The sequence below is a fragment of the uncultured Imperialibacter sp. genome, from assembly GCF_963974565.1.
Classification (GTDB): Bacteria; Bacteroidota; Bacteroidia; order Cytophagales; family Cyclobacteriaceae; genus Imperialibacter; species Imperialibacter roseus.
Genome location: NZ_CAXBCJ010000002.1, coordinates 217,229 through 243,782 on the forward strand (window position 1 = coordinate 217,229; position 26,554 = coordinate 243,782).

Consider the following 26,554-nt stretch of genomic DNA (forward strand, 5'->3'; position numbering starts at 1 on the left):
TGTAGAAAGGAGTACGAGTTGATTCTCTAATCAGCTTTATTTCGTTGAACCTGTCGCGGCACAATACCAAATTCATCTTTGAACACGGCATTGAAGTAGTTGGGGCTGGAAAAGCCGGTCATATAGGCAATTTCAGCTATTGAGCCAGCGTTCTTCTCCAATAGCTCATGGGCTTGCTGCAACCGGAAGCTTCTTATTAGCTTATTGGGTGTTTGGCCTATCAAGGCCTGCAGTTTGCGGTTGAGCTGGCTTTTGCTCATGCCCACCTCCCTGCTGAGTTCTTCTACTGAAAAGCCTTCATCAGCCAGGTGGGTGTTAACCGCCGCAATCACCTTTTCCAGGAAAACCTTGTCGATGGAAGAGACCGCAATCTCCTGGGGCTTCAGCATCGTTTGCTGACTGTATTTATGCATGAGCTGCCGCCTGCTCTCCAGCAGGTTCCTAAGCCTCACAATGAGCTCTTTCTGATCAAACGGCTTGGTCAGGTAGTCGTCGGCCGCCGTCTCCAGCCCCTTTATTTTACTTTCATTGTCGGCTTTGGCAGTCAGCATCACAATGGGAATGTGACTGGTTTTCTCGTTTTGCTTCAATTGCGCACAAACCTCAAACCCATCAACACCAGGCATCATCAAATCGCAGATGATTCCATCAGGCATTTGCTCAATGGCTGTTGCAATACCTGAGGTTCCATTGGACGAGGTTAACAATTCAAAATCGTGGCTTAAGACATCTGCAATATGCTGGCGCACCTCATCATTGTCTTCTATCACCAGTATCCTGGGGGCTTCCCCATTAACGATACCACCCTCTTCCGAAGCAATAGCAGCGCCACCAATTGTGGAGCTGCCCTCGGTTTCGTCTTTCTCCAGGGGCAAGAGAAGCCTAAAGCAGGTTCGCACCCCCGGCTCACTCTCTACCGTGATCTCACCATTCAGTTGATCTACCAGCGCCTTTACCAAACTAAGCCCGATACCTGAGCTTGCCTGCTTGTCACTCTCAGTATGATAGAACCTGTCGAAAATGAAAGGCAATTGATCTTGTGGTATGCCAATGCCAGTATCTTCAACATCGATCCTGGCTTTTGTACCTTCCAAAGAAAGCGTCAGGGCAATAGTTCCTCCGCCCGGCGTAAACTTGAATGCGTTGGACAACAGGTTCAATACGATCTTTTCAAGCGCATCAGGATCAATCCAGCCTGAAATCTGATCGCTGGCCCTTAGCAATAGCGTGATACTGTTTGACTTCGCTTCCAGTTGAAAGCTCTCAACTGTTTCGATAATGAATTTACTGACGTCGACATACTCTTTCACCAGCATTTGGTGCCCGGCATCAAGCTTTGCCAACTCCAGAATTTGGTTGACCAGCTTTAACAAACGGCTGGCGTTGTTTTGGATAGTTTGCAAATACTTTCTGGGGCGGCTATCGTGAACAGCTAGTAAGAGCTCCCGCACGGGCCCAAAAATCATGGTAAGCGGAGTGCGGAACTCATGAGAGATATTGGCGAAAAACCTCGATTTGGCTTCATCCAGTTGCTTCAGTTCTTTGGCCTGTATTTCAATCTCCCGCTTTTGTGAAGCAGTTTCAAGCTGCAGCGCCCTTGCAGAACTAAAGGCTTTACCAATCTTCTCAGCAAAGGCAAAGGACATAACAAAAAAAGTGGCCGTAAACAGCACGCTGATGGCGTTGGGCCTGGTAAGAATCAGGTTATAATGATAAGCCGACAGAATCACGATCGCCAACGTGCAGAGAGCCAAGCCTAAAAAAATAGACAAGGAGCCTCCCCTTTTCCGTACTCGTGCCACCAAAGTGATGTAAAATCCATAAATGATATACACCAGAGCAACAACACTGAACGGAACCAGGGTTAGCGTATAAATGCTCATGGGCAATACCAATGCTGAAAGGCACAGAGGAACAGCAATAATGAGAGCAATCCTTGAAACAATTTTATGAAAATCCTCCTTGAACAGTTCGCACAGAAAAAGTGTGTAAAACAGCCACGCCAGATACATGGTCAGGTAGGTGATTTTCAGCTTGAATCTGGATGGAACCCCAGGAAAGACTGTACCGAACACATACTGGCCATAGTTGCTGATATACAAGGCGTACATAATAACAAACAGACCGTAGAACAGGAATGATTTGTCTTCACCCAAATAGAAAAACAGGCCAACGAAGAAACATCCGATAAGAAACACCCCCCCAATATTGAACGTTTCGATGATGAGGTTGAGGTCTCTTTCGTGTGGAAGCACATCGGGGTCGCCGATAATGATCGGTTTAAAAAAGCCACCATTGGAGTGATCAAAATTGGCCACCTGAACCACTATTTCATTTTCGCCCTCATGCAGCATCACGGTTTTCATGCTGACCGTCCAGTCGGGAACATAGGTGTCTTTGGAATCGGACACCACGCCATCGCTGCTGATCAGTTCCCCGTTGAGAAAAAGTGCATACGACAAATTGAAGCCGGGTATTTCCACGGCCACCCTGTAGTCCTGCGTCGACTCAACAACCAGTCGGTAGGTAGCATAGCCAAACGCTGGTAGCTGCTCCTTTAGCTCTGGGTGGGTATTCCAATAGGATACTTGTTTAACGTAGCGAGCTTCCGTGGCGACAAATGCCTCGTCTCCTGGCGGCAGAAGTTGCTTCCAATAGAAAGCCCATTCACCGTCCAAAGCCAACCTTTCCTCTCCGGCATATGTTAGGACGCCCTTCACTGCCTGCCCATAGCTACCGAGTGGAAGGTGCAGCGTCAAAAAGATAAAAAAACCGAAAAGTCCTCTTTTCATGAAAAAAAATAGCGAGCTGATTGATTGGTCAATATAGGGCGTTCAAATTGTTTGGCATAGTATTAAACCAAATACAAATATGATAGCCTCTCACCCTTGACCAATTCCGGAGAAACCAAACGGCTACTCTCGTTCACGAAAACGCCAGTTTTTTCTCCTCAGGAAATGCCTTTCAATCTCCCTGTACACATCTCTACTCGAGAGAGAGGAGGCGAGGCGATAAAAATCCGCTGTTTCTCTGGTAAAGGTATCGAAGTTGTACTCATAATACAGCGCCATAGCAACCGCCTCTACCGCATTGGACACGATACAGGGGTTTACCCGGCTCATGAAAACTGTTGGGTAGTTCTGAACAACGTGAAAAGTCAAACCTGATTCAAACCTTGTACCACCCTGGTTTAGTGCGCTAACTTTGAATGCAAATGCGCCGCCAGTCGACATTGCCTCAAAAAGGTTGGGCAGGGTATCGAGCGAAAGCTGAAGCATGGTGCTGGTAACGGTGTCTACAGGAACCGTCATTTCATCAAAAATATCACTAACAGACAGGGCATAACTCTCACCATCACCCTGATCGTAACCAACCAGCCGCCAGTTGAAGCATGGTTTTTCTCCTGGCATATGCCGCCACTTGTCGGGCCATAGAAATTCCAGGTATTGCATATCGTGCTCTACTGCCCCACCCCGGGCTAATCGATCCTCAAGATGCAGCTTTCTCAGTGGCGGCCTCTCCAACGACTCATCCAGCCATATCCCTTGAAATGAAGGAATAATAAAGGTTGTGTCTCCGTGCAACTCAATACCATGATAGTAATTGCTGATTAGGGCCAGGTAACCATCCTTTGCAACAAACACGGTGTCTCCCTGCTGCAATTCATCAAATGGTTCAAGATTCCGTCCATTGAAAACGGCACCATCTGAATCGAGCACATTAAATACTACCGGATGCTGACCAATCGCATCTGAACGGCTTCCAATCATCAATACGGCAGTCATTATAATACAATATAACTTGCTCATTCTGAATTCATTGCTGATCTTTAAACTTAGTGAATATTTTAATGTATGTGCCTAGTTTCTGACGAAATGAAAAAGCCCTGGCTGTTTTTAGCGCTCTTTGCTTGTTATTCTAATCACTCGATGAAAGCACAGACTTCAACACTCCTTCTCGACTACAACGGAAAAAACTACACCCTCGCCAAAGCAAACGGAAAATACGAGTTGACTGGCGACGATGGAAGGATTGCCGGTGGCTATAACCTGGTGCTGCCAGCGCTACAGCCTGAGTTCTCATTTATCGTGAAGAATGGCCTGATTGGGCTTTTCGACAATGTGGCCCAAAAAGAAGTCATCTTCGCAAGAGATTATCCTGCGCTGGAACTCTATCCACTGAACGAATCGGAATACTGCCTGTATTTTTTAACGAATACCGGCTACGGCCTTCAAATGAAGGAGTCCTTCGTATTGACTAGAAATGCAGATAACACAATTACCATTAACTCACCGGCCACAGAAGACCCCTCCGTTCCTGAAATCGGGTTTTACCGAAATGGAATTGAAAAAATAGACGCTACCCATTACACTCACCACTTTAGTCACGTTTCATGGGAAAAAGACTACGGGCCACAATGGGGAGAACACGAGGTCAAGTTTAAGCTGGAACATGGCATCCAAAAGTCCGGCGTATTTTCAACCACAGAGAACAAATTTGTAGTACCCAATTCTTTCGCAGAAATTGAGGTTCCCAGGTTTGATATTGAAAATCCTTTGTCGGCGCAATATATTCGGGTGGCCCAGGTCACAGGAACAGATGACCTCGAAGGAGACTGGTCGTTAAGTGGTGATGAATTAAAAGGTCCTGTTGAAAGGTTCCGATACGGCTTCTACAGCCCATCCTACAATTTAGTTATTTATCCCCAGCCCGCTCAGCTATATCCAATCATTAATGGTGGTTTTTACAAAACCAGAGGCAGCGACAATGAGCCATTGGAATTATATCAAGCGGATGGACAAGAGCTTTTAACAGTTGAAAATTTTGCTTATAACGTCACTACCATTATTCAGGCATCAGAAAAGGTATATGTCGGTACAATGGGAGATCAGATGAACATGGAAGAGATGCAGGTGTATCACTACTTTGTGTACAACAAGGACGGCAAGCTGGAAAAGGAAGTTGACTTCAGGTTTCACGACCAATTACGGAATAGTCTTGTTCTGGCTGCTGTGTGCAAAAGTCCTGAGAGCTACGATCTGTCGTACGGTATTTTTGATTTGGAAAATGCCGTCTTTGCGGTGCCACCAAAATACGAACAGATAACAATCTGGTATTTCGAAGACGGTATTATGGACTGCCCTACAGGGGGTTGTCATTTTTATTTCACCTGTTCAACTGAAAGTGGCACAGTGTTTCTCGACCAGGCATTCAATGAGTTTGAGCCGACATTTCCGGTAAAGGCGAACTTCTATTCCCTGGCAGAAGAAAACAACGATGAGCCATGGGGCGAATTTGCCCCCTATGAATTGACCCTTGCAGATAAAGAAGATTCGCAAGTAGCTACATTTGCCAATTCAAAGCTCTCAGTTAAATGGAAGGTGACCGGCCCGCTCCCTGCCTCATCACAAAAGAACTATTTCGGCGTTGTTGCTGACAAATATAAGCAGCTCAATATTATTGCTGTTTATACAGACCCTTCCAACACCCCATTGTTCGGCTTGGCCTATGAAAATGAGAGTTCGTTCACCTTGCCGCCCGTGTTTAGTCAACTGTCGTTTGATGAGAAAAAACTCAAATTGGAGCTAGAGTTGAAGGGAGAAAAAGGGTCTATTTTACTGGAGCGATACTTTTATGATGAATAGATGGTTTATTATCTGCTGGTGGCTAGCTTCATTGATTTCCACGGAAAGTAATGCCCAGATGGTGCAGCTTGTTAAAAGCCTGGAAACACAAGCAGGATTGAGACAGCAGCTTGCTTCAGCGTTGAGTGACGATCAGAAAATGGCAGTGTTAGCCAAATTGCTGCCGGACGACTCGGTACAATTTCAGCGACCAGACTACAATCCGGATTTTCCCGAGCCACCAAGGTATTATCCATTGGATACTGCTAGCCTTTTCTTTTTTGACTTCGACGCCGATAATGACCTCGACCTGATTTATTCTGGCGAATCTGGCCTGATGGGCAGAATGCGCACCAAATTCTTTGAGAATAAAGGCGGCCGCATCAATTTGATGATGCAAGTCGACGGAGCTCTGCTTGACATAGCAAAAGAAAAAGACAGTTACACCGTTTATACAGTTGAATACCCCTGCTGCGATTCATACACCACCCGTTTTTCAGTGTTTAAACAAGCCCGGCCGCCCGGGCTGAAAGAGCCTATTTCATCGATAGACCTCATAGGCAGTGGTTTTTACTTTAAGGCTATGCCAAACTTTGAACAGGGCACCACAGAAACGCTTGAAAGCGCCGTGCTGTATGCTTCACCTGACGATCTCAGGAACACTTCTGCCTACTTCGGGCAGCGGAGCAAAACTATCAGGGATTCTCTCAGAGCAGGTCATTTTCTTCCCTTCATTCATTTTGATGACCCGGTAAAAGTCAAAAAACTCGGGGAGCAAAAGTTAAATGAAACGACTTGGATCCTCGTGATAACAGAAGCCCGGGCTGATTTACCCAGATCGTTATACGAAAGGTCTGCCAGTAAAAGTAGGCGGGTCATTGGTTGGATTCCTGCAATGAAGTTCAAAGAATGAAATACCCCGAACTTGAAAAGCTGGTCGAGCTGAACAGGGAACATCAAATGAATGTAAAGCGTCTGTCGAATGGCGCTGAAGGCCTTCTTGAGGTGGAGTTTTTGGTTGACGCACATTCGTGGAGGCTCTATGTGGACGATGAGTACAGAGATTTCGATGAACAAAAGCCGCTAGTGTGCCTATTCCTGGTTCTTCGGTCACTGGAAGACTTTGCTGAGTCTACCGACTATCTTAACTGGTGCAATGTCTATCACCTGAATGCATCGGACATGAAATGGCTTACTTACTATCGGGATTTACCTGCCTCATACGCAGGGATAGAAAAGCAAATCGGCCCTATCAACTCCTTCATCTCAGATTTAGATTATCAGCTAAGATCAGGTGTGTTTTACGCACTTCTTCATCACTAAACCATCAGTTCATTTTCATAGTACCCTCGCTCATCAGCCAATGATCCCATTGCTCCATTCGTGGGATATATGAATAGTCCATACTCCAGTATCCATCCCTGTAGCCCAGTTCTAGCCCACTTTTTCCCAATTGTATATAAAGCCAGTCCTCGTCAACAGGGTGGTACTCGAAATTAAACGCATTGGGGCCTTCGTTGAGTGCGTCAGCAATGAATTGATATTCCTTATTCAACCTGTCCCGTTCCTCTTTAAACATTGGGTTGTGTAAGTGGTCAATGTCCAGTTCCGTCCGATTGGTTCGATGAAACAACTGCCACTTTGCTTCGTTGTCTGAAGTATCAAGATAGCTGGAAGTAAGCGGACGCCAACGCTTCGGAACCACCCTCCTGCCAAACGTGTAATACATCCAAAGAAGTAGTCTGGATGGCCGCTTCGCAGCGCAACCCGAAAACGAAATACTTAGCTTGCCCATGCTATTTGAAGTGCTATTCCAAAAGGAAGATAGTAATTACCTTCAGAATTATCCCAGCGTCACACATTAACGAAGTTACATCAAACTCAGGTAGCCAAATAATAACCCTCCCACAGCCCCTGAAAGAACCTTCTGGCATTCACACCAAGCACCTTGTTCTTGTAGCCACCCTCCTGAATAACTAAAGTGGGCAGCTTGAGTGCGGCAATCATTTTGCCGTTTATCGCAAAGTCGTCTGGTGACAGCAACCACGTGCCGGATGGATCGCCCTTGGCGATATCAAGACCGAGTGCTATCACAAGGTAATCTGGTTTGTACTTTTTTATGGCCTCAAGTGCTTTCTTCAACGCCTTATGATAAGCCAGTCCTTCTACACCCTTGGGCAAAGCGATATTGAGGTTAAACCCTTCTCCCTCTCCTTCACCAATTTCGTCAGTGAACCCGGTGAAGTTGGGATAGGCGTATTCCGGATCGCCATGAATTGAGACTGTAAAAACATCAGATCTATGATAGAATATGTCCTGCTGGCCATTACCATGGTGATAGTCAATATCGAGGATCACCACTTTTTTACCGTTTTTGCTCAGGTAATGCGCCGCCACTGCGTTGGAGTTCAGGTAGCAAAAGCCACCGAAATATTTCCGCTCGGCATGATGCCCGGGGGGCCTTACGAGGGCATAGGCCATAGGTTGGCCTCCCAAAACAACATCAGCTGCAGTGAGTGCACAGTTCACGGCACCTCTGGCAGCCTTGTAGGCATTGGCATTGAGTGGTGTAGAGGTGTCGATACAGTAGTAGCCAATTTGAAGCTCAATGTCCTTCGGAAGCCTGGCTGCGTTTCTGATAGGAAACACGTCACCATACATGGTGGTGGTTTCGCCGATCCACTCACAAATCTTCTTCAAAAACTTGAGGTACTGTTTGTCGTGTACTGCTTCAATATGGCTATCGGGGTACACTTTGGCGGGTGTATCCTTAAAAATTGAAGTCTTTTTCAATTCCTTCAGGATGGAAGTAACCCGCACAGGCGATTCCAGATAGCCTCGCTCCCGCACATGGTGAATCAAGTGGCCCTCATTTACCACCAGCGCTATTTGCTTATCAGCAGGGACAGACACCTTTGTAGACTCTACCGGTTCAGATTTAACATACCTGAAAGGTCGCAGCGCAATCGATCCTTTTATCGAGCGAAGCACCTGGCCAATATATCCATCAGAGACTTTCCCTTTTGCCTTACTTTCCAGGATACTTGAGACAACGCTCTTACAAAGCTGAGCTGACAAGTGATCCTTCTTGCCCAGCCCGTCGAAAATGAGATAAAAGTAAGATTCGTCGTCACGGCGCAGGTCATAGCTAAACCCCTCAAGAGGGCGTGCTCCATATTTTTCATAAAATTTCAGTCTGGCCAGGTTTTGCCTGTACTCTGCTGCGTCAACAGCCCACTCCCGCTTGTCTGTCAGGCAATCGAAGAAAACCCCAATGGCCGAGATACTGTGTGCTTCGTCTCTCAGGCGCTCATAAAGGGCCCCGCCAATTCCCCCGCTGATGCGGTGCTTATTGGTGGCGATAAAGTCAAGAAATATAAAATTGTCCTTCAGAAAGTGAGAAGCGATGGCCACTCCAAGCACCTGCTTGTCTCTTCCCTCGGCAATAATCACAACTGATCGGTAGGGCTTTACGGCGTGCTCCCCTGCATCTTGCAGCAGTTCATCGGCCTCCTTTTCGCTCATGTAAGGGAACTGTGAAAGCAAAATGGCCCGGCATTGCTCAAGCGCAACGATGTTGTATTCTGTGGTGTGATCGTAAATTCGGCGAATGGAATTAAGGCCCATACTTAAAAGCAGTTAGTTAGCCATTTTGTGGTGTAAAGCTACTTTAAGTATAGGTCAGTTGTAGCTATGATTCGGTATTATCTTTAGCTGTCAATCCTCTTTACGCTGTTCGGAAATATACCTGCAAAGTCTGGGGTCAAGCTGTAATAACATTCGTGAGTTCCATCCTTTTATTTCGCAAGTCCAGCCCTCCTTCCAGCACCGACTTTAAATTCGCCAGGTAAAAAATCCAACCCCTTGAGTCACCCACAAAATGCTTCATCGCTGTGTCGTCGTCCAGAGGCAACCCACTTTCAACCAATTGTACGATCAACTCGCCAGGTTCTTCATACATATTGATGGTAACCGGACATTTCATGGAAAAAGTAAAGCTGAAAAGGTCTTTGCCATTGGCTTTCAGCACTGTCCCTTTTTCTACTACACTGTCGGGATAGCCGTGCCAATACCACTCATACGTATCGTCTTGTTCAATAGGTGTGTCCTCTGACTTTGCCTTTCCAGTCCTGTCCCTAAACAAGGCTTTTCTCAAAAACCACTTCTCCAAACCGCCAGGTGTTGCCCAGGAGTTATAAACTTTATCTGCCGGGGCGTTGATGTTTACCCTGAGCTTGAACTGGCTCCATTGATCTCTTTCCATCTTATTGCGTTTTTTTCTTCAAAACTAGTGTCACCAACTCCCTCCTGCTTATCGAAAATGGAGAATTTTAGTGCAGCCTCATTTGTCGCCGGTAACGTCCGGGTGCTTCGCCATAGGTTCTTTTGAACAGACTAGTAAACGAAGGAATGCTGTCGAAGCCTACAGCCCGGCAAATCTCAAAAACGGCCAAATCCGTCTCTATCAATAGTTTTTCTGCTATATCTAACCTCGTTTTGGTCAAAAAGTGATGAGGTGTAATTTGATAGGCCCGCTTGAAAAGCCTGAGGAAATGCTGTTTATCCAGCATAGCTACATCAGCTGCTTGTTGTAAGTCAACTCCCTGCTGATGGTTACTCTCCATCCACTCCCTGGCTATCGCCAATCGCTTGTATAACGCTATTTTTGTGACTGTTTTCACAACTTTGAGCTTCTCCGAGATTTGAAGTGCGTTCTGATTTTCGCTTATCAAGCTATCCAGTATAGATCGCACAACCATATCTGCTTTTAATGATTGGAAAGAGGCACAACTGTTTCCAAGCTCCATCAGAAGTTGAAACTGTTCTCTGAGCGAAGCATTCATGAAATGGATGTGCTCCACGAGCGAAAAGTCCTCTTTACCGACTGCCGACGAACCGGCGGTTTCATTGCTGCTTATCAGCAGCCCGTTGTATAACAGCTTCGAAAGCGCTGCGTCAAAGTACAGCAAGGCGACCAGGGTATCGTCCCGTTCCAGCTCAAAAGACAGCTCGCTTCCTTTGTTAACCACCAGAAAGCTATCCTCATTTATTGCTATCAACTCCCTATTAATCCGAAACGTTGCCTTGCCGCTCATTACCACCGCTACTCCCAATCCTGTGATGTGTGCGGGAACCACCACCCCTTTGCTTCCCATATATTGGCAAAGCGTGTGATCTGAGAATTCGGGTGGCCTGTTGCTAAACAGCAGGGCGTTTGCTACCGGCGACCGACTCATTATCATAGGTTTTCAATTTGACTCCATACCACATTGAATTACGCTCACCAAAGTAACAAAATGCCGTCAATACACATTCGAAAGCCTGGTGCCGACTGGTAAAAACCTCTTAATATGTAAGATGCCGCTTAAGCAGGGAATCGGTGAATCTTGGCAAATCGGTACTTGAATAAGTAAAATTGGCGTATCTTTCCTATATTTAACTCCCATCCCCCTCAATAGTCAGTGTATTACCGAAATATTCTTCTGTCCTACACTTCTGGTTAGGTTCCCATTGAGGCTTTCAATATTTTAAGATACTGGTTTTCGCATAGAAACTGGGTGAATAAAAAGCATTCATGTTAAATAAGTCATCAAATCATGATGCACAGCGGGGCATCGATTTTGGAGTACAGTTTGCCGACCATATCGGGGCAATGCTCGCTTATTGGGACAAAAATGAAGTCTGCCGATTTGCCAATAAAGCGTATCGGGAATGGTTTGGTAAAAGCCGTGAGCAAATGGTTGACAAAATCACAATGCAGGAGCTCCTCGGCCCTCTTTATGGGAAAAACCAGCCCTTTATTGCCGGGGTACTGAAAGGGAACCCGCAGCATTTTGAACGAGAGATAACCAAGCCGTCCGGGGAGACACGCAATGTCCAGGCCAACTACTATCCCGACATTCAAAACGGTGAAGTAATGGGCTTTTTCGTACATGTCGCAGATATATCATCTACTAAAAAGCTTGAAAAGGAAATAAAGGCTTCAGAAATGAAATTCAGAGGCCTGCTCGAAAGTGCTCCGGACGCCATCGTGTTGGTGGACAAAACTGGCGCTATCAACATGATCAATTCCATGAGTGAAAAGCTCTTTGGCTACACCAGAGATGAATTGGTTGGCAAACCAATAGAAATACTGATCCCGGAACGCTTCAGAAAAGCGCACCCCGGTCAGCGCTCTGGGTTCTTTGCCAATCCTCACGCCAGACCCATGGGCGAAGGACTTGAACTTTTTGGGTTGAAAAAAAACGGAACTGAATTTCCGGTTGAGATTAGCATCAGCCCTATAGAGCTGCCGGAGGGCATGTTCGTGTCGGCAGCCATCAGGGACATTTCCTGGCGAAAAAAGGTGGAAAAAGAACTGCGTGCGTCAGAAATGAAGTTCAGAGGTTTGTTAGAAAGTGCTCCTGACGCAATGGTTATAGTGGATAAAAATGGGATTATCAATACGGTAAATTCCATGACCGAGGAGCTTTTTGGATATAAACGAGATACCTTGTTAGGGTGCCCAATTGAAACTCTTATCCCAGAACGCTTCAGAAAGGCTCACCCAGGCCAGCGCTCCGGGTTCTTTGCCAATCCTCACGCCAGGCCCATGGGCGAAGGACTTGAACTTTTTGGTTTGAAAAAAAACGGCATTGAATTTCCGGTTGAGATTAGCATCAGCCCCATAGAGCTGCCAGAAGGAATGTTTGTATCTGCGGCCATCAGGGACATTTCCTGGCGAAAAAGAGTTGAAAGCGAGGTAAATGCCAGCAACGAGCGAAACAAGATTTTTGTTGATCAATCTCCCAATGCCATAGCGATGTTCGACACCGAGCTTCGTTATATGGCTGCATCCCGGAAATGGATAGACGACTACGGCCTGTCGGGTCGGGAAATTCTGGGACACTCGCACTACGAAGTTTTTCCGGAAATCGGGGATGATTGGAAGAAGATACATCAGGAATGCCTGGCAGGAGCGATTAACACTTGTGAGGAGGCATATTTTAAAAGGGCTGACGGCACTGAGCAATGGATTACCTGGGATGTTCGTCCCTGGTATATTTCCGAAGGAAAAATTGGTGGCTTGCTCATGTACACGGCCGACATAACACAGTCTAAGCTCAGAGATGTTGAAAAAAAGAGAATTGAATACATTCTGAAAAAAACGAATCAAATAGCGAAAGTGTCAACCTGGGAGTTTGATATTGACCGGGGAATCACCATCTGGGACGACATTGCCAATGATATTTTTGACCTCCCCCGAGGCACCCGGCCCGACAAAGACGCTATCATCAACTACTATGGGCAGGAAAGCAGAAACAAGCTGCTGGCGGCCACTGAAGAACTTGCAACAACAGGCAAACCCTATGACCTCGACCTAGAGGTAATTTCCGCCAAGGGGAACCAAAAGTGGCTAAGAATTATCGGAGAGGCTGAGTTTGCTGACGGGCGTTGTGTGAAGCGATATGGAATGATAGAAGACATTACCGACAGAAAACTGGCTGAGGAAGCACTTCATATAGCCAACGAAGAGCTAAATGCCATCTTTAATACCGGCCCCATCGCCATCATTGGCACAGACAAGAATGGAACAATTACCCACTTCAACCGTGGCGCAGAGCTAATGCTACAATATTCAGCCGAAGAAATGGTAGGGCTACAGACACCCCAGCTAATTCATGTTGAAGCAGAAGTACTGAAACGGAGCACCGAGTTGACCGAACTGTTTGGCCGGGAAATCAGTGGGTTTGATACATTAGTGGAACTTGCCAAACAGGGTAACCACGAGTCCAGGGAGTGGACCTACGTAAGAAAGGACGGATCCAGATTTCCCGTTCAACTTATTGTAACGGCACTTAGAAACCAGGCGGAGGAAGTTTCTGGTTTTATCGGCATTGCCACTGACATTACTGAAAGGTTTGAGGATCAGAAAAAGCTGCTAGAGGCAAAAAACAACCTGGAAATATTGGCAGAGCGCCTAACAAAACAGAATTCCCAACTCACTAATTTCACCCACATTATATCGCACAACCTGCGATCTCCCGTTGGCAACCTCACGTCCTTACTTCATCTGTATGAGATTTCAGAGGAAAAGGAAGAAAAAGAGCTGATATTCAGCAAATTTGAAATCGTTATCAACCACCTTTCCTCTACTCTAAACACATTAATTAACACGTTAAAAATAAAAACAGAGGATGCCAATATACTGGAGCCTGTCAGGTTCGACGAAGTACTTAGAAAGACAATGGAAATCATTACGGTTCAAATAGAAGAGTCGGAAATAGCCATTAAAAGTGATTTTTCCGCTGTGGCCGAAATACAATACAACCGCAGCTACATGGAGAGCATTTTCCTCAACTTGCTTACCAATGCCATTAAGTACCGGTCAAACCAAAGAAGCCCGGAGGTAACTATTTCAACTTCAAAAGTAAAAGGCAATATTGTTCTGAAGTTTTCCGACAATGGTTTGGGAATAGATATGGCTAAGTTTCGTGATAAGCTATTCGGTTTGAATAAGACTTTCCACGGCAATGACGAGGCCAAAGGCGTAGGATTGTTCCTAACAAAAACCCAGGTCGAGGCCATGGGTGGATCAATATCAGCGGAAAGCGAGGCCGGAAAAGGGACAACTTTTACTGTCAACTTCTGAAACATTAGCGAAAGTATTTCAAGCAAACTGGCATATTTCACCTGACTGAACAGCCAAACCATGCGCTCTTGCTAACTCTACGTCACCAATTGGTAAGCCATCCCACACGATTTTTGTGCGCCAGTACCTCGCTTGACCAAAAGGGATTCTCGATATAGTTTCTCAAACCATTAACCTCCTGATGAAAATCAGCGAATGCGCTGACCATTGACAGCTATAAGCACTGCTATTGGGGCTAAGTTTGGTATGATAACGTTCAGGTCTTTTGAATGGAGTTGATACCTAAATCCTAAGTAGATGCAATCATCAAAATATATCAATATCGATGGTAATACGGCAGTGGCCAACGTGGCTTACGCTTTTTCCGAAGTAGCTGCCATTTACCCAATTACACCCTCTTCTGATATGGGTGAAAGAGCCGATAGCTGGAGCGCCGAGGGAAGAAAAAACCTTTTCGGCCAGAAGGTTGACGTTACGCAGATGCAGTCGGAAGGTGGAGCTGCGGGTGCCATTCATGGTGCGCTTTCAGCTGGAGCCATGGCAACTACTTTTACCGCTTCGCAAGGGCTTATGCTTATGTTGCCCAACATGTTCAAAATGGCTGGCGAAATGCTGCCGGTAGTTTTTCATGTATCTGCCCGTTCTTTGGCCTATCAGGCGTTGTCCATTTTTGGTGACCATTCCGATGTTATGGCCGTGCGGGGAACAGGGTTTGCCATGCTTGCTTCATCAAACGTGCAGGAGGCCCAGGATTTGGCAGCGATTGCCCACCTTTCTACACTGGAGTCCAAGATACCCTTCCTTCACTTCTTTGACGGCTTCCGCACCTCGCATTCCATCCAGAAAATTATTCCCATCGACTATGATGACTTGTTGAGCATGGTAGACATGAAGTACGTGGAAGAGTTTCGTGCACTGGCGCTGAGGCCGGAATCACCCGTTTGTAAGGTGGGGGCTCAGAACCCGGATGTTTACTTCCAGGGAAGAGAAACAGTCAACAAATACTACGATGCTTGTCCGGGCATTGTGCAGAAGTACATGGACATGTTTGCGAAGAAGACCGGACGGCAATACAAGCTTTATGAGTATATAGGTGCTCCTGATGCTGAGAATATACTAATTTCTATAGGCTCCTCTAGTGAAACGATTGAAGAAACTATCAACTACCTCACTAAAAAAGGTGAAAAAGTAGGGCTGCTGAAACTGCGGTTATTCAGGCCATTCTCAGTAGCCGACTTCGTTAAAGAAATACCCAAAACTGTTAAGAGAATAGCCGTACTGGATCGCACCAAAGAGGCCGGATCAGTCGGTGAACCACTTTACCTCGATGTGGTGGCAGCCATGTCTAATGAAAGGCCGGGCGTTCGCATTATTGGTGGCCGCTATGGCCTTTCATCAAAGGAATTCACTCCTTCCATGGTCAAAGCGGTATATGACCACCTCAAAAATGACGGCTGGCACAATTTCACAATTGGTATCAACGATGACGTTACCTATAAATCTATTACTGTAAAAGAAGAGATCGATGCTGAGTTGCCTGGGGTGGTTCGTTGCAAGTTCTGGGGTTATGGCTCCGACGGCACAGTGAGCGCCAATAAAAATGCCATCAAGATCATAGGCGATAGCACCGACATGTTCGTTCAGGGCTACTTCCAATACGACTCCAATAAGTCGGGCGGCTGGACAATCTCTCACTTGCGTTTTGGTAAGGAAAAGATCCAGTCTGAGTACCTGCTCAACAAGGTCGACTTTGTGGCGCTCCACAGGTCGCAGTACATTGGGAAATATGACATTCTGGAAGGCATCACCAAAGGCGGCACTTTCCTTATCAACTCCAGCCAGAAGCCAGAAAATATTTTTAGGCTTTTCACCAAAGAAATGCAGGATACCATCAGGGAGAAAAAGATAAAAGTTTATGCCATTGATGCCTCAAAGATTGCCAAAAGTGTCGGGCTAGGAGGAAAAATAAGCGCTGTCATGCAAACGGCCTTCTTCAAGGTGTCGGGTGTGATGCCTGAAAAAGAAGCCATTGACCTAATCAAAAAGTTCGTAGAAAAGCAATTTGCCCGCAAGGGACCCGAAATAATTGAAATGAACTGGAGAGCCATCGACGAATCCGCTGCGGCTGTTGTGCCAGTTCCGATACCTGCTGAAGAAGAGAAACATGCCGAAATCAGCACAGTAGTGCCTGAAGGCTCCGGTTGGTTTGCCGATCACATTATCGACCCCATCCTCCGGCTCAAGGGAGATAGCATTCCCGTGTCAGCCATGCCTTTGAATGGAGTGATGCCCACAGGCACCAAGAAACTTGAGTTCAAGGGTGTTCCGGGCAACCCCGCCATTTGGATTGATAAACTACCCTTTGTTGCCGAGCCAAATATTGCGGCGCCCTATATGGAATACCCACCAAGCTGCTCCGGCTGTGGTGAGGTGCCTTACATCCACCTCGTTACCCAGTTGTATGGCGACCGAATGATCATTGCTAACGCCACAGGGTGCACATCCATTTACGGAGGCACCTTCCCCACCACTCCGTACACCAAAGATAAGAATGGTAAAGGACCAGCCTGGGCCAACTCCCTCTTTGAAGACAATGCTGAGTTTGGCCTGGGCATGAGGCTTGCCGTGGACGCCAACCGCCGGCAGCTAAAAGCAAATGCCGAAGAGCTGTTGGCCTCTCAAATAAGCCCTGGGCTGAAAGCAGCATTGCAAAAAGCACTCACCCTCTTCAATGAGGTGACCAATGAAGCCAAGGACCATGCTGATGAGGTGAAGAAGCTGCTGTCCGTTGAAAAGGAAACCTCGGAGAGAAGCACCATACTTAACAAGACCATCGAGCTGCAGGACTACTTTGTTGACAAAAGTGTCTGGATTTTTGGAGGCGATGGTTGGGCCTACGACATCGGTTTTGGTGGGCTCGACCATGTAATGGCTTCCAACAGAAACGTAAACATACTGGTGCTCGACACCGAAGTATACTCAAACACTGGTGGCCAGGCATCCAAGTCAACGCCGAGAGGTGCGGTAGCCAAATTTGCCTCGGACGGCAAAAAGCTGAGCAAGAAAAACCTCGGACTGATGATGGCTACCTACGGCAATGCCTATGTGGCCTCCATTAACATGGGGGTTGATCGTGAGGAGGCAGCGCTGGCCATGGTGGAGGCAGAAAAACACAACGGACCCTCTATAGTCATCGCCTACTCTCCCTGCATCGCCCATGGGTACGACATGAGGCTGACTAAAAAGCAATCAGAGAAAGCTTCAAAATGCGGCTACTGGCCCATGTACAGGTTCAATCCCGATCCACGAAAAGAAGGAGAGTCTCCTTTCACCTGGGACGGCGTTGAGATAGACACCAAATTTTCGGACTACGTTGCCGAAGAGATGCGCTACAAAACGCTGAACCTCACCAATCCGGAAGAATCGGTCCGGCTTGAGGAACTGGCAGTGAAAGACAACGTGCGGCGGTTCAGGGACATCCAGCAATTATCAGAATTTTAAACCGACAATCATGAGTATTAATCTTTCAACATTTTACGGGGGACTCACGCTGAAGAACCCGATAGTAGTTGGAGCCAGCAACCTGGTGACAGACGTTGACAACCTGGTTAAACTCGAAGAAGCAGGTGCAGGGGCCATTGTATATAAGTCGTTATTTGAGGAACAAATCCAATTGGAAGCCTTCCAACTGGAACAAATGCAGGAGTCGTACAGCTACTGGGACCAGGAGCACAATACAATTTTTCCAACGGCCAATCACGCTGGACCCGCTGAGCACCTCAGGCAGTTGAAGGAGGCCAGAAAATACCTTACTATTCCTCTCATTGGAAGCCTTAACTGTATCAACAACGACTCATGGTTAAAGTTTGCCCTGAAAATGGAGGATACGGGTATCGATGCACTGGAACTTAACTTCTATAACAGCCACCTTGACTTCAACTCCACCTCCGAAATGATTGAAGCCAGGCAAATCAAAACCCTGGAACTGGTGAAGGCCGGTGTGCGGCTCCCGGTATTCGTCAAGCTGAGCCCCTTCTATTCCAACACTTTGAAACTGATAGCCAGCATGGATGCCCTTGATGTGGCCGGATTCGTGCTTTTCAACAGGCTATTTCAACCTGATATCGATATCGAAAAAGAAGAGCACCATTTTCCTTACAACTTCAGTAGTGAAAGTGATAACAGGCTGGCCCTGCGTTATGCCGGGCTATTGCACAAAAAGATAAAGGGAAGCATCGTTTGTAATACGGGCATTCTTAGCGGACATGATGTCATCAAAATGTTGCTCGCAGGGGCAGATGCCGTGCAGGTAGTCAGTGCTATCTACAAAAAGGGCATCCACACCGTGACACAGATGCTGACCGAAATCGAAACCTGGATGAAAAAACACAAGTACCAATCTCTCGATGACTTTCAGGGTAAACTAGCAAAGGAAAACCTGGATGATCCTTTTGCTTATAAGAGAGCTCAATACGTGGATATTCTCATGAAATCGGAAGTTTTTATGAAGTATCACCCCAAAGAAACCGACGATGAAGCAAAAGATGACTAGCATTTCAAAAAAGCAAAACGTATACAACCATTAAATTTAAAAGACATGGCTAAGATTGGAATTTTCTTTGGATCTACAGAAGGACACACCGAAGGTGTGGTGAATAAGATTCAGGAGTTATTTGGAGACGACGCTGAGTTGGTGAATGTAAATTCAGCCTCAGCCGACGATATGGACCCCTTCCCCTACCTTATTCTGGCATGCCCTACATGGGAAATTGGTCGACTGCAGGAAGACTGGGATGGGTTTATCGACGAAATTGAAGAGGTGAACTACGAAGGCAAAAAAGTAGCTTACCTGGGCCTTGGCGATGCCGATGGCTACCCCGACACGTTCCTTGATGCTCTAGGCATTATTCATGACAGGATCAAAGACAAAGGTGCCACGTTTGTTGGGGCCTGGCCTACCGAGGGCTACAACTTCGAAGCTTCCAAAGGAGTGGTGGACGGAAAATTCCTCGGCCTAGCCATCGATGAAGACAATCAGAGTGACCTCACTGACGCAAGAGTAAGGCAATGGGTAGTTGATTTAAAGAAGGAATTCACCTGAAAAGATGCCAAGAATCCGGTTCAAGAAACCTTCTTATCCGGTAAGCAATTCGCTGCGAAAGTACCTCCTTGAAACCGGTCGTGAAAGGGAGGTTCCCATTTCCTACAACGAATTGCTTCGCTACAGTAGCTCTGTTCCTTTGTTTGACAATAAGGGGACCGACACTTACTGGGAAACCGTGCTGTATAACCAGTCGGATCGGGCCTTCATTCATGACAGTCTGATAATGATATATGCCCAGCTGAAAGTTGCCGGGGATGTTAAAAGTTTTGAACATCTGTTTATTGACAGAATTGACTATTGCCTTTACGCCAACACCCACCCTTTCAGGGTTCGGGTGGTCAACCGGCTCAACGACCTCTTCGATTATTTTTATGTGAAGCAGGCCGACATGTCACGCATATATGGGATGGAGCTGGAGCACCTGTTGTCGCCCAACAAGATCAACTACATAGTGAAAGGTACAACGGTAATTGAGGAGCACATTCAGGGGATTCCCGGCGGGGCATTTATCAAACACTTTTTACCTTCGCAGGAGTACAACCCACTTCGTGTGGCCAAGGAGTTTGTCAAGTTCAACGAGCGCAGCCTGGTGCAGCTGCAGGGCGATATGCGTAACGATAACTTTGTTGTGGAGGTGATCCCTGACTTCGATGACCTTTATTTCAGGTTGCGGGCCACCGACTTTGATCAGCACTGCTACGAAGGTGACCTCAAGATTTACATGCCTCAGTACTTTATCGAAAACAACCCGATTATCAACCTGGGCTTCAAATCAATGTCTCCGATACTGGAGCTTCAGTATCAGAAAGAAGAAAGAACCCGGCTGCAGATCAGGGTGCAGGCGGCAGGCCGACAGCTCGACAACCTGATAGAGGCTATGCGGAAGGAGGAATTGTCAAAGGAAGAAAATATTCTCTCCCTTCGCTCAGGACTGGCCAGTCTTTATCAGGACGATAAGTTTTTAGAAGCCCAAACTATGGGTGAACTGGTTGCCACAAGCTTGCAGATGCTTGAGAAATACCCGGTTCGAAAAAGAAACGGGCTGGCAACGAAAGAGGTGAGCTGACAGTCAAGCCATCAGAATTGTTTCAACCCCCTGGGTATGTTTACCGCAACAATAAGATACCAGTAAAGGGAGTTGAGTATTCTTTCATCCAAATAGCCAACTCCCGTACCTGTGTTACACCAGCCAGCTGGATTCTCCGGTAAGGAGGCTTTGCAGGTCACCCTCTCCCTTCGTAACGATCTCGTGTTCAATCTGATTTACTACCCGCTCTTCATAAGACGCACGCTGCACAGCCTGAATAACTCCCATGGGCCTGGGCAGCTCTTCGCTGTAGGTCATATTGGCTAAAATAAAGGCCAGGGTGCTGTCCTTTTCATTGTGAATCAGCAGGTCGTTAATACTGTATTCGCCCTGGTCCAGGTTCACAACTTTCGGCGTATAACCATCAAGGATAATCCCCTTGTTCCTGGTCTTGCCAAAAACCAGTGGTTTTCCATGCTCCAGCTCAATGGTGTAATTATCTCTGGTTTCAACACTTGTATACAGGTCAAAGGCACCATCGTTGAAAATCCGGCAGCTAGTGTAGATCTCAACAAAGGAGACGCCTTTGTGCTCATAAGCCCGCTTGAGCAAATCATGAAGTTTAGTGCGGTCTTTGTCGTGGCCCCTTGCTACAAAGGTGGCTCCTGCTCCGAGGGCCAGGGCCGCCGGATTAAATGGATCGTCCAAAGCGCCTAGGGGCGAGGACTTGGTGATTTGCCCCCGATGAGAAGTAGGTGAATATTGACCTTTCGTGAGGCTATACACCTCGTTATTGAACATCATGACGTTCAGGTCCACATTTCTCCTGCAGGTATGTATGAAGTGATTGCCTCCAATACTCATGTTGTCTCCATCGCCCATAACTACCCACACGCTCAGGTCCGGGCGGGCAATTTTTAGCCCTGAGGCAATCGGAAGTGCCCGCCCATGAATAGAATGGAAACCGTAGGTGTCCATGTAGTAAGGAAACCTGCCGGAACAGCCAATCCCGGAGATATAAGCTATCTTCTCCTTAGGAATGCCCAGCTCGGGCATCAGTCTTTGTGATGGAGAAAGGACGGAAATTGCCCCGCACCCCGCACACCACCGAACGTCTACATTTGGTTTAAAATCTTTGGCTGTGTAGTCTGTTTGGCCCTGATGTGGCTTCTCGAGCAGATCATTTAATTGCGTTTTCATACAAGAATTTCTTTTTCGGTGAGCAAATTGACTAGTTTCTCTTCAAGCTCTCTTGACTTGAAAGGTTTCCCCTGCACTTTATGAATACCGATAATTCGCTTCAGGTATTTGGCCTGAAGAAGAAACTGAAGTTGTCCGCTGTTTAATTCCGGCAGGGCAATCCGCTCAAATCGGTTTAGAATATCGCCAAGGTTGCGTGGAAATGGGTTCATATACCTTAAATGAACAAACGAAAGGATGTGCCCGCTGGCTCTCATGCGCTCATAAGCCGTTTTGGCTGCACCATAGGTACTTCCCCAGCTAAGCATGAGCAAATCTCCTTCCTGCTCCCCTTCCACTACTGCCTCAGGTATATCCTGGGCCACCCTGTCAACTTTTTCCTGACGGAGGTGCACCATCTTCTCGTGGTTGGCCGGGTCCTGACTTACATTGCCGGAAACGTCTTCTTTTTCTAACCCACCAATCCTGTGCTCCATTCCCTCAAAACCGGGAATGGCCCACTGTCGACGCAAAGTTTTTTCATCACGCTTATAAGGCGAGAAGTCAGTTGGATCAGTAGCAAAGTAGGCCTTTATTTCAGGTAGGCTTTCAACGGTTGGCGCTTTCCAGGGTTCCGAAGACTGCCCGATATACCCATCACTTAAAATAAGCACCGGGGTCATGTATTTCAGCGCAATCCTTGCAGCCTCCAGCGTGATATCGAAGCAGTCGGCGGGGCTGGCGGCAGCTAATATGGGCATGGGGGCCTCACCATGACGGCCAAACATGGCCATCAGCAGGTCGCCCTGCTCCGGTTTTGTGGGCATACCCGTCGACGGACCTGCCCGCTGCACATCAACAATGATGAGTGGCAGTTCTGTCATTACCGCCAAACCCATTGCTTCGGTTTTCAACGACAACCCTGGGCCACTTGTGGTGGTAACGGCCAGGTTGCCACCATAAGCGGCACCAATGGCACTACAGATACCGGCAATTTCATCCTCTGCCTGCAAATGCTTCACCCCATACTTTTTGTAGCCGGAAATGGCGTGAAGAATATCGGTGGCAGGTGTGATTGGGTAGGAACCCAGAAACAAGGGCATGCTAGCCTTTTTTGCCGCTACCACCAAGCCCAGGGCGATGGCCTCATTCCCTGTTATGTTGCGGTACCTCCCCGGCGACAAAGCCGACCGGTCGATCACATATTGCGTCTTAAAATCAGGATTCTTTTGTGCATAATTCCATCCGGCCCTCAACGCATGCACATTGGCCAGAATGATGTCATCTTTTCCCTTGAATTTCTTATTGATCCAGGCGATTGTGGCGTCAAGCGGGCGCTGGAAAAGCCAATAGGTTAATCCCAGGGCAAAGATGTTTTTTGTCTTCCCGATAAGCTTGGAAGAAATGTCAAGCTCGCCCAGGGCTGCTTTTATCTCTTTATGGAAATCTATCGCATGCACCTCATACCCACTCAGGCTTCCGTCGTCCAGGGGGTTGGTTGTGTACTTAGCCAGTTTGAGGTTTCTTTCATCAAACCCTTCAATGTTGGCAATGATCATCCCTCCTGGCTTAATGGCCGGCAAATTTACCTTCACTGAGGCAGCGTTCATCGCTACCAGCACATCTATCGTATCGCCGGGTGTGTAGATATGATGGGTGCCAAAATGCACCTGAAAAGCACTTACCCCATAAAGCGTTCCTTCGGGAGCCCGAATCTCCGACGGGTAGTCGGGAAAAGTATTGACCTCATTGCCAGCAACTCCTGACGTTTCTGAGAATTGAGTGCCTATTAACTGCATGCCATCACCGGAGTCTCCTGCGAAACGAATGGTGGCCTCTTCTAGGTGTTCGGATGTTTTAGCCATGGACTTTTGTTTAATTGTGATACAATAAGTTACCTCTCTCCCTTCAGGATAAATATGACATTTGTTAACTCTGACACTGATTTAGATGCTTAAAAACCAGCACATTAAGATGGGAAAGGGGTCAGTCTGATTAGAGCCTGCGCCGCCCGGTGCGTTCAACACCAGCCATGAGGGAAATGGGCTCCGGCCCGGAGGTATAAGGCCTCCCAGCCTACATCACAGACCGGATATACTCAAACACCGGGCTGGCAAAGCCTATCACCAGCACGCCAACCAGACAAAGCGTCAAAGCCAGTTTTTCATAAAAGGTTGAGGTAAGCCGTGCAATAGGCGTTTCGTTTTTATTAATGAACATGGCCTTCACGACTAGCAAGTAGTAGTAAAGTGAAATGGTGGCATTGATGACAGCAAAAAACACAAGCCAATACATGCCTGCCGAGGCGGCAGCGGTGAAAAGAAAGAACTTACCAAAGAAGCCTGCTACGGGCGGTATCCCAGCGAGCGAAAACAAGGAGACCAGCATGATCAGGCTTAAGCCAGGATTGGTAGCATACAAGCCATTCAGGTCATCCATCCCCTCTTTGTCGGTTCCGTTCATAATAATAGAAAGCACGCCAAACACGGCCAGGTTTGAAAGCCCATAAATCAGCATAAAATACACAATGGTAGTCATTCCTATGGTGCCGGCATTTAAAAAGCCAAGCATCATAAATCCAGCCTGCGTGATGGAAGAAAAGGCAAGAAAACGCTTCATATTCTTCTGGCGCAAGGCAAAAAGGTTACCCACCAGCATGGTAGCTATGGCCAGAAAATAGAGAACGGATGACCATATTTCAGGCTGGCTTCCAAACACCTGATAAAGCACCAGCATCAAGGTAAACACTGCCGCTCCCTTAGAAACAACTGAAAAATAAGTGGTAACGGCCAGTGGAGCACCTTCATACACGTCGGCAGTCCAGAGGTGGAAGGGCACCAGAGATATTTTAAATGCCAGACCAGACAAGAAGAAAACAAGCCCCAGTATCATGAGCGGACTTTCATTGTAAGCTCCTGCTATTTCGGAAAAATGCAAGGTGCCGTACACACCGTATATCATGGAAATACCAAACAGCAGCACCGCAGATGAAACGGCAGAGGACATCAAAAGCTTCACCCCAGCCTCGGCCGACTTCCTGAAGTCTTTATCGAAGGCCGCCAGTAAAGTAAGTGGAATGGTTGCCAGCTCCAGTCCAAGATAGAGCATAAGGAAATCTCCGGCGGAAATCATAAAGAACATGCCCATCAGTGTGGAAAAGATGAGCAGGTAGAAGGCCCCGGCCTTTTTCTGGTGCAAGGGGTTATTCAACCAGGTTGTTGACTGCAGCAAAATGATCAACGCAGAAACACTCAGGATGTTTTTCAGCAACAATCTCAGGTCATCGCTGACATACATGTTGCCGAACAATAGAGAAGGCCTGGAAGGCAGCCAACCCACCACTGTGAATGCAGCGAATAGCAGAACAGTGATGAACACATGCCTTCTTCTGTCAACCGTTTCAGAAAGGTCTCCTATCAGCTGGTGAAGAATAAGAAGCGTTAGTAGCACTTCATGCCGCATGATGTATATGATGTCCCAGTTCATGGCTTAATAGCTAAAAATTAGAAATAAGGAAGACAGCGTCTCCCGCAGAAGATTGGAGAGCCAAAATGGCGTAACACCTATGACAACAATTGATACCAGCAGGGCCACCCCACCAACCTTCTCAAACCACATGGCATCTTTCAGTTCCAGAAAGTGATCGTTTTTGATAGGCCCTAAGAGCAGTGTGCCTATTACCCGAAGGATGTATACGGCTGTAATGACTATGGAAGAGGTGACCAAAAATGTAGCGACCCTGTGAAAAACATCGGCATGCTGGAAGGCGCCGACGAAGATGGTCATCTCAGCAACAAAACCACTAAGCCCAGGCAAACCAAGAGACGCCAAACCTGCAATTACGTAGAGCACCGACAGGAAAGGAATGACCTTCATCAGTCCCCCCATTTCATTGATCATCCGGGTATGCGTACGCCCGTAAATCATGCCTATCAAAGCAAAGAAAAGAGCCGTCATCAAACCATGGGAGATCATCTGCATAAAAGCACCGGTGATAGCAGTTTCATTCATCATGAGCAGCGCAAAGAGCACAAGCCCACAGTGGCTTACCGAAGAATAGGCGTTGATATATTTCAAATCCTTTTGGAGAATGGCGCCAAATGCCCCGTAAACAACACTGATGGAAGTTAAGATGATAAAGACCCAGGCCCAGGCATGCGACCCATCAGGCATCAGGTACATGGCCACTCTAAAACAACCATAGCCGCCAAGCTTCATGAGTACACCGGCGTGCAGCATAGAAACCGCTGTAGGCGCCGAGGCGTGGCCATCAGGCGACCAGGTATGGAAGGGGAAAAGAGCTCCCAATACGCCAAAGCCAATAAACACAAATGGAAAGAAAAAGAGTTGCGCTGAAACAGGGATGCCATTTTTCGCAATTTCCATCAGGTCAAAAGTAAGCTTCCCTCCTTCTGGTGCCGAGTTGAAATAGATGCCCAGCAGCCCTACCATCAACACGGCCGATCCACCCATCAGCATCAGGGTAAGTTTCATAGCAGAATATTCCTTTGGGCCAGTGCCCCAAATACCAATAAGCAGGTACATAGGAATTACGGCCAATTCATAGAAGAGGAACATCGTGAAGAGATCCAGGGAGATAAAGAACCCAAATACCCCGGAAGCGAGCAGTATCAACGAAATAAAGAACTCCTTTCTGAGATACTCTACCTGCCACGAGACAAACACACCTGCAAAAGTGATGATGGAGGTCAGCAATATCATCGCTACCGATATTCCATCGACGCCAAACTTCAATTGGATATTGAATGCCTCATACCAAACGGTAGTCGACATGAACAGCATTGGGTCCGTGTTACCTGCGTTTCGTTGCTGATAAAACAGGTACAGCAGCACAAACGAAAAGATCAGTTGTGCACTCATGCCAATGGCCGAGACAAGGCGTACCTGCGATAGTTCCTTTGCCACCACTATACCCGCCATGGTGACAAAAGGAATGATGATCAAAAATAACAGTAGGTTCATGATCG

18 protein-coding genes are annotated in these 26,554 nt (G+C 47.1%); 8 read left to right on the forward strand and 10 right to left on the reverse strand.

Features of this window, described 5'->3' with window-relative positions; all coding sequences use genetic code 11:
• Positions 1–26 precede the first annotated feature (26 nt).
• Both AAC052_RS03680 and AAC052_RS03685 read right to left on the reverse strand, forming a co-directional pair.
• Positions 27–2,792, reverse strand: coding sequence for an ATP-binding protein (locus AAC052_RS03680; protein WP_339811019.1), 2,766 nt, complete (start codon positions 2,790–2,792; stop codon positions 27–29).
• A 123-nt stretch (positions 2,793–2,915) separates the two neighbouring features.
• Complete coding sequence (locus AAC052_RS03685; RefSeq protein WP_339811022.1) at positions 2,916–3,785, reverse strand: hypothetical protein; 870 nt, start codon at positions 3,783–3,785, stop codon at positions 2,916–2,918.
• Between the two features lie 69 nt (positions 3,786–3,854).
• Between AAC052_RS03685 and AAC052_RS03690 the strand changes: the two genes are divergently transcribed.
• Genes AAC052_RS03690 through AAC052_RS03700 form a run of 3 tightly spaced genes read left to right on the forward strand, consistent with a single transcriptional unit; the run spans position 3,855 to position 6,947 of the window.
• Entirely contained in the window at positions 3,855–5,645 is a 1,791-nt protein-coding gene (locus AAC052_RS03690) for a hypothetical protein (protein WP_339811023.1), read from the forward strand.
• 58 nt (positions 5,646–5,703) lie between these two features.
• Positions 5,704–6,537 (forward strand): hypothetical protein, encoded by an 834-nt coding sequence (locus AAC052_RS03695; RefSeq protein WP_339811025.1) that lies wholly within the window; start codon positions 5,704–5,706, stop codon positions 6,535–6,537.
• Positions 6,534–6,947, forward strand: coding sequence for a hypothetical protein (locus tag AAC052_RS03700; protein WP_317491616.1), 414 nt, complete (start codon positions 6,534–6,536; stop codon positions 6,945–6,947). The genes AAC052_RS03695 and AAC052_RS03700 overlap by 4 nt, the downstream gene beginning before the upstream one ends.
• A 4-nt stretch (positions 6,948–6,951) precedes the next feature.
• On the opposite strand, the gene AAC052_RS03705 is transcribed toward AAC052_RS03700, so the two are convergent.
• From AAC052_RS03705 to AAC052_RS03720, 4 genes are all read right to left on the reverse strand, one after another.
• Positions 6,952–7,419, reverse strand: coding sequence for a hypothetical protein (locus AAC052_RS03705; RefSeq protein ID WP_339811028.1), 468 nt, complete (start codon positions 7,417–7,419; stop codon positions 6,952–6,954).
• Positions 7,420–7,505: 86 nt separating this feature from the next.
• The gene (locus tag AAC052_RS03710; protein WP_339811031.1) at positions 7,506–9,251 is read right to left on the reverse strand and encodes a histone deacetylase family protein; all 1,746 of its coding nucleotides are present in this window, start codon (positions 9,249–9,251) and stop codon (positions 7,506–7,508) included.
• Positions 9,252–9,387: 136 nt separating this feature from the next.
• Complete coding sequence (locus AAC052_RS03715) at positions 9,388–9,888, reverse strand: SRPBCC domain-containing protein (RefSeq protein ID WP_339811034.1); 501 nt, start codon at positions 9,886–9,888, stop codon at positions 9,388–9,390.
• 67 nt (positions 9,889–9,955) lie between these two features.
• Positions 9,956–10,861 (reverse strand): AraC family transcriptional regulator, encoded by a 906-nt coding sequence (locus AAC052_RS03720; protein WP_339811036.1) that lies wholly within the window; start codon positions 10,859–10,861, stop codon positions 9,956–9,958.
• Between the two features lie 338 nt (positions 10,862–11,199).
• Here AAC052_RS03720 and AAC052_RS03725 point away from each other — a divergent pair, with 338 nt between their 5' ends.
• The 5 genes from AAC052_RS03725 (at position 11,200) to AAC052_RS03745 (ending at position 20,426) form a co-directional block, all read left to right on the forward strand.
• The gene (locus tag AAC052_RS03725) at positions 11,200–14,256 is read left to right on the forward strand and encodes a PAS domain S-box protein (RefSeq protein WP_339811038.1); all 3,057 of its coding nucleotides are present in this window, start codon (positions 11,200–11,202) and stop codon (positions 14,254–14,256) included.
• A 297-nt stretch (positions 14,257–14,553) separates the two neighbouring features.
• Entirely contained in the window at positions 14,554–17,757 is a 3,204-nt protein-coding gene (gene nifJ, locus AAC052_RS03730) for a pyruvate:ferredoxin (flavodoxin) oxidoreductase (RefSeq protein ID WP_339811041.1), read from the forward strand.
• A 10-nt stretch (positions 17,758–17,767) separates the two neighbouring features.
• Positions 17,768–18,808: a dihydroorotate dehydrogenase-like protein gene (locus tag AAC052_RS03735; RefSeq protein ID WP_339811043.1), complete on the forward strand. Its 1,041-nt coding sequence runs from the start codon at positions 17,768–17,770 to the stop codon at positions 18,806–18,808.
• A 45-nt stretch (positions 18,809–18,853) separates the two neighbouring features.
• Positions 18,854–19,357 carry a flavodoxin gene (locus tag AAC052_RS03740; RefSeq protein ID WP_339811045.1) on the forward strand — a complete coding sequence of 168 codons (504 nt, stop codon included), beginning with the start codon at positions 18,854–18,856 and terminating at the stop codon, positions 19,355–19,357.
• A 4-nt stretch (positions 19,358–19,361) separates the two neighbouring features.
• Positions 19,362–20,426, forward strand: a complete 1,065-nt coding sequence (locus AAC052_RS03745) for a hypothetical protein (protein WP_339811048.1) — start codon at positions 19,362–19,364, stop codon at positions 20,424–20,426.
• Positions 20,427–20,540: 114 nt separating this feature from the next.
• On the opposite strand, the gene AAC052_RS03750 is transcribed toward AAC052_RS03745, so the two are convergent.
• The 4 genes from AAC052_RS03750 to AAC052_RS03765 all read right to left on the reverse strand — a co-directional run bounded on the left by AAC052_RS03750 (position 20,541) and on the right by AAC052_RS03765 (position 26,549).
• Positions 20,541–21,587, reverse strand: a complete 1,047-nt coding sequence (locus AAC052_RS03750; RefSeq protein WP_339811051.1) for a 2-oxoacid:ferredoxin oxidoreductase subunit beta — start codon at positions 21,585–21,587, stop codon at positions 20,541–20,543.
• Positions 21,584–23,431, reverse strand: coding sequence for a 2-oxoacid:acceptor oxidoreductase subunit alpha (locus AAC052_RS03755; protein WP_339811053.1), 1,848 nt, complete (start codon positions 23,429–23,431; stop codon positions 21,584–21,586). The genes AAC052_RS03750 and AAC052_RS03755 overlap by 4 nt, the downstream gene beginning before the upstream one ends.
• Before the next feature lie 211 nt (positions 23,432–23,642).
• Positions 23,643–25,052 (reverse strand): NADH-quinone oxidoreductase subunit N, encoded by a 1,410-nt coding sequence (locus AAC052_RS03760; protein WP_339811055.1) that lies wholly within the window; start codon positions 25,050–25,052, stop codon positions 23,643–23,645.
• Positions 25,053–25,055: 3 nt separating this feature from the next.
• The gene (locus tag AAC052_RS03765; protein WP_339811058.1) at positions 25,056–26,549 is read right to left on the reverse strand and encodes an NADH-quinone oxidoreductase subunit M; all 1,494 of its coding nucleotides are present in this window, start codon (positions 26,547–26,549) and stop codon (positions 25,056–25,058) included.
• Positions 26,550–26,554: the final 5 nt, after the last annotated feature.

What these genes read in the sequence shown, in the direction of transcription:
- AAC052_RS03680 (WP_339811019.1), bottom strand. Translation starts at nt 2,792, where the DNA reads ATGAAAAGAGGACTTTTCGGTTTTTTTATCTTTTTGACGCTGCACCTT.
- AAC052_RS03685 (WP_339811022.1), bottom strand. Translation starts at nt 3,785, where the DNA reads ATGACTGCCGTATTGATGATTGGAAGCCGTTCAGATGCGATTGGTCAG.
- AAC052_RS03690 (WP_339811023.1), top strand. Translation starts at nt 3,855, where the DNA reads ATGTGCCTAGTTTCTGACGAAATGAAAAAGCCCTGGCTGTTTTTAGCG.
- AAC052_RS03695 (WP_339811025.1), top strand. Translation starts at nt 5,704, where the DNA reads ATGGTGCAGCTTGTTAAAAGCCTGGAAACACAAGCAGGATTGAGACAG.
- AAC052_RS03700 (WP_317491616.1), top strand. Translation starts at nt 6,534, where the DNA reads ATGAAATACCCCGAACTTGAAAAGCTGGTCGAGCTGAACAGGGAACAT.
- AAC052_RS03705 (WP_339811028.1), bottom strand. Translation starts at nt 7,419, where the DNA reads ATGGGCAAGCTAAGTATTTCGTTTTCGGGTTGCGCTGCGAAGCGGCCA.
- AAC052_RS03710 (WP_339811031.1), bottom strand. Translation starts at nt 9,251, where the DNA reads ATGGGCCTTAATTCCATTCGCCGAATTTACGATCACACCACAGAATAC.
- AAC052_RS03715 (WP_339811034.1), bottom strand. Translation starts at nt 9,888, where the DNA reads ATGGAAAGAGATCAATGGAGCCAGTTCAAGCTCAGGGTAAACATCAAC.
- AAC052_RS03720 (WP_339811036.1), bottom strand. Translation starts at nt 10,861, where the DNA reads ATGAGTCGGTCGCCGGTAGCAAACGCCCTGCTGTTTAGCAACAGGCCA.
- AAC052_RS03725 (WP_339811038.1), top strand. Translation starts at nt 11,200, where the DNA reads ATGTTAAATAAGTCATCAAATCATGATGCACAGCGGGGCATCGATTTT.
- nifJ (WP_339811041.1), top strand. Translation starts at nt 14,554, where the DNA reads ATGCAATCATCAAAATATATCAATATCGATGGTAATACGGCAGTGGCC.
- AAC052_RS03735 (WP_339811043.1), top strand. Translation starts at nt 17,768, where the DNA reads ATGAGTATTAATCTTTCAACATTTTACGGGGGACTCACGCTGAAGAAC.
- AAC052_RS03740 (WP_339811045.1), top strand. Translation starts at nt 18,854, where the DNA reads ATGGCTAAGATTGGAATTTTCTTTGGATCTACAGAAGGACACACCGAA.
- AAC052_RS03745 (WP_339811048.1), top strand. Translation starts at nt 19,362, where the DNA reads ATGCCAAGAATCCGGTTCAAGAAACCTTCTTATCCGGTAAGCAATTCG.
- AAC052_RS03750 (WP_339811051.1), bottom strand. Translation starts at nt 21,587, where the DNA reads ATGAAAACGCAATTAAATGATCTGCTCGAGAAGCCACATCAGGGCCAA.
- AAC052_RS03755 (WP_339811053.1), bottom strand. Translation starts at nt 23,431, where the DNA reads ATGGCTAAAACATCCGAACACCTAGAAGAGGCCACCATTCGTTTCGCA.
- AAC052_RS03760 (WP_339811055.1), bottom strand. Translation starts at nt 25,052, where the DNA reads ATGAACTGGGACATCATATACATCATGCGGCATGAAGTGCTACTAACG.
- AAC052_RS03765 (WP_339811058.1), bottom strand. Translation starts at nt 26,549, where the DNA reads ATGAACCTACTGTTATTTTTGATCATCATTCCTTTTGTCACCATGGCG.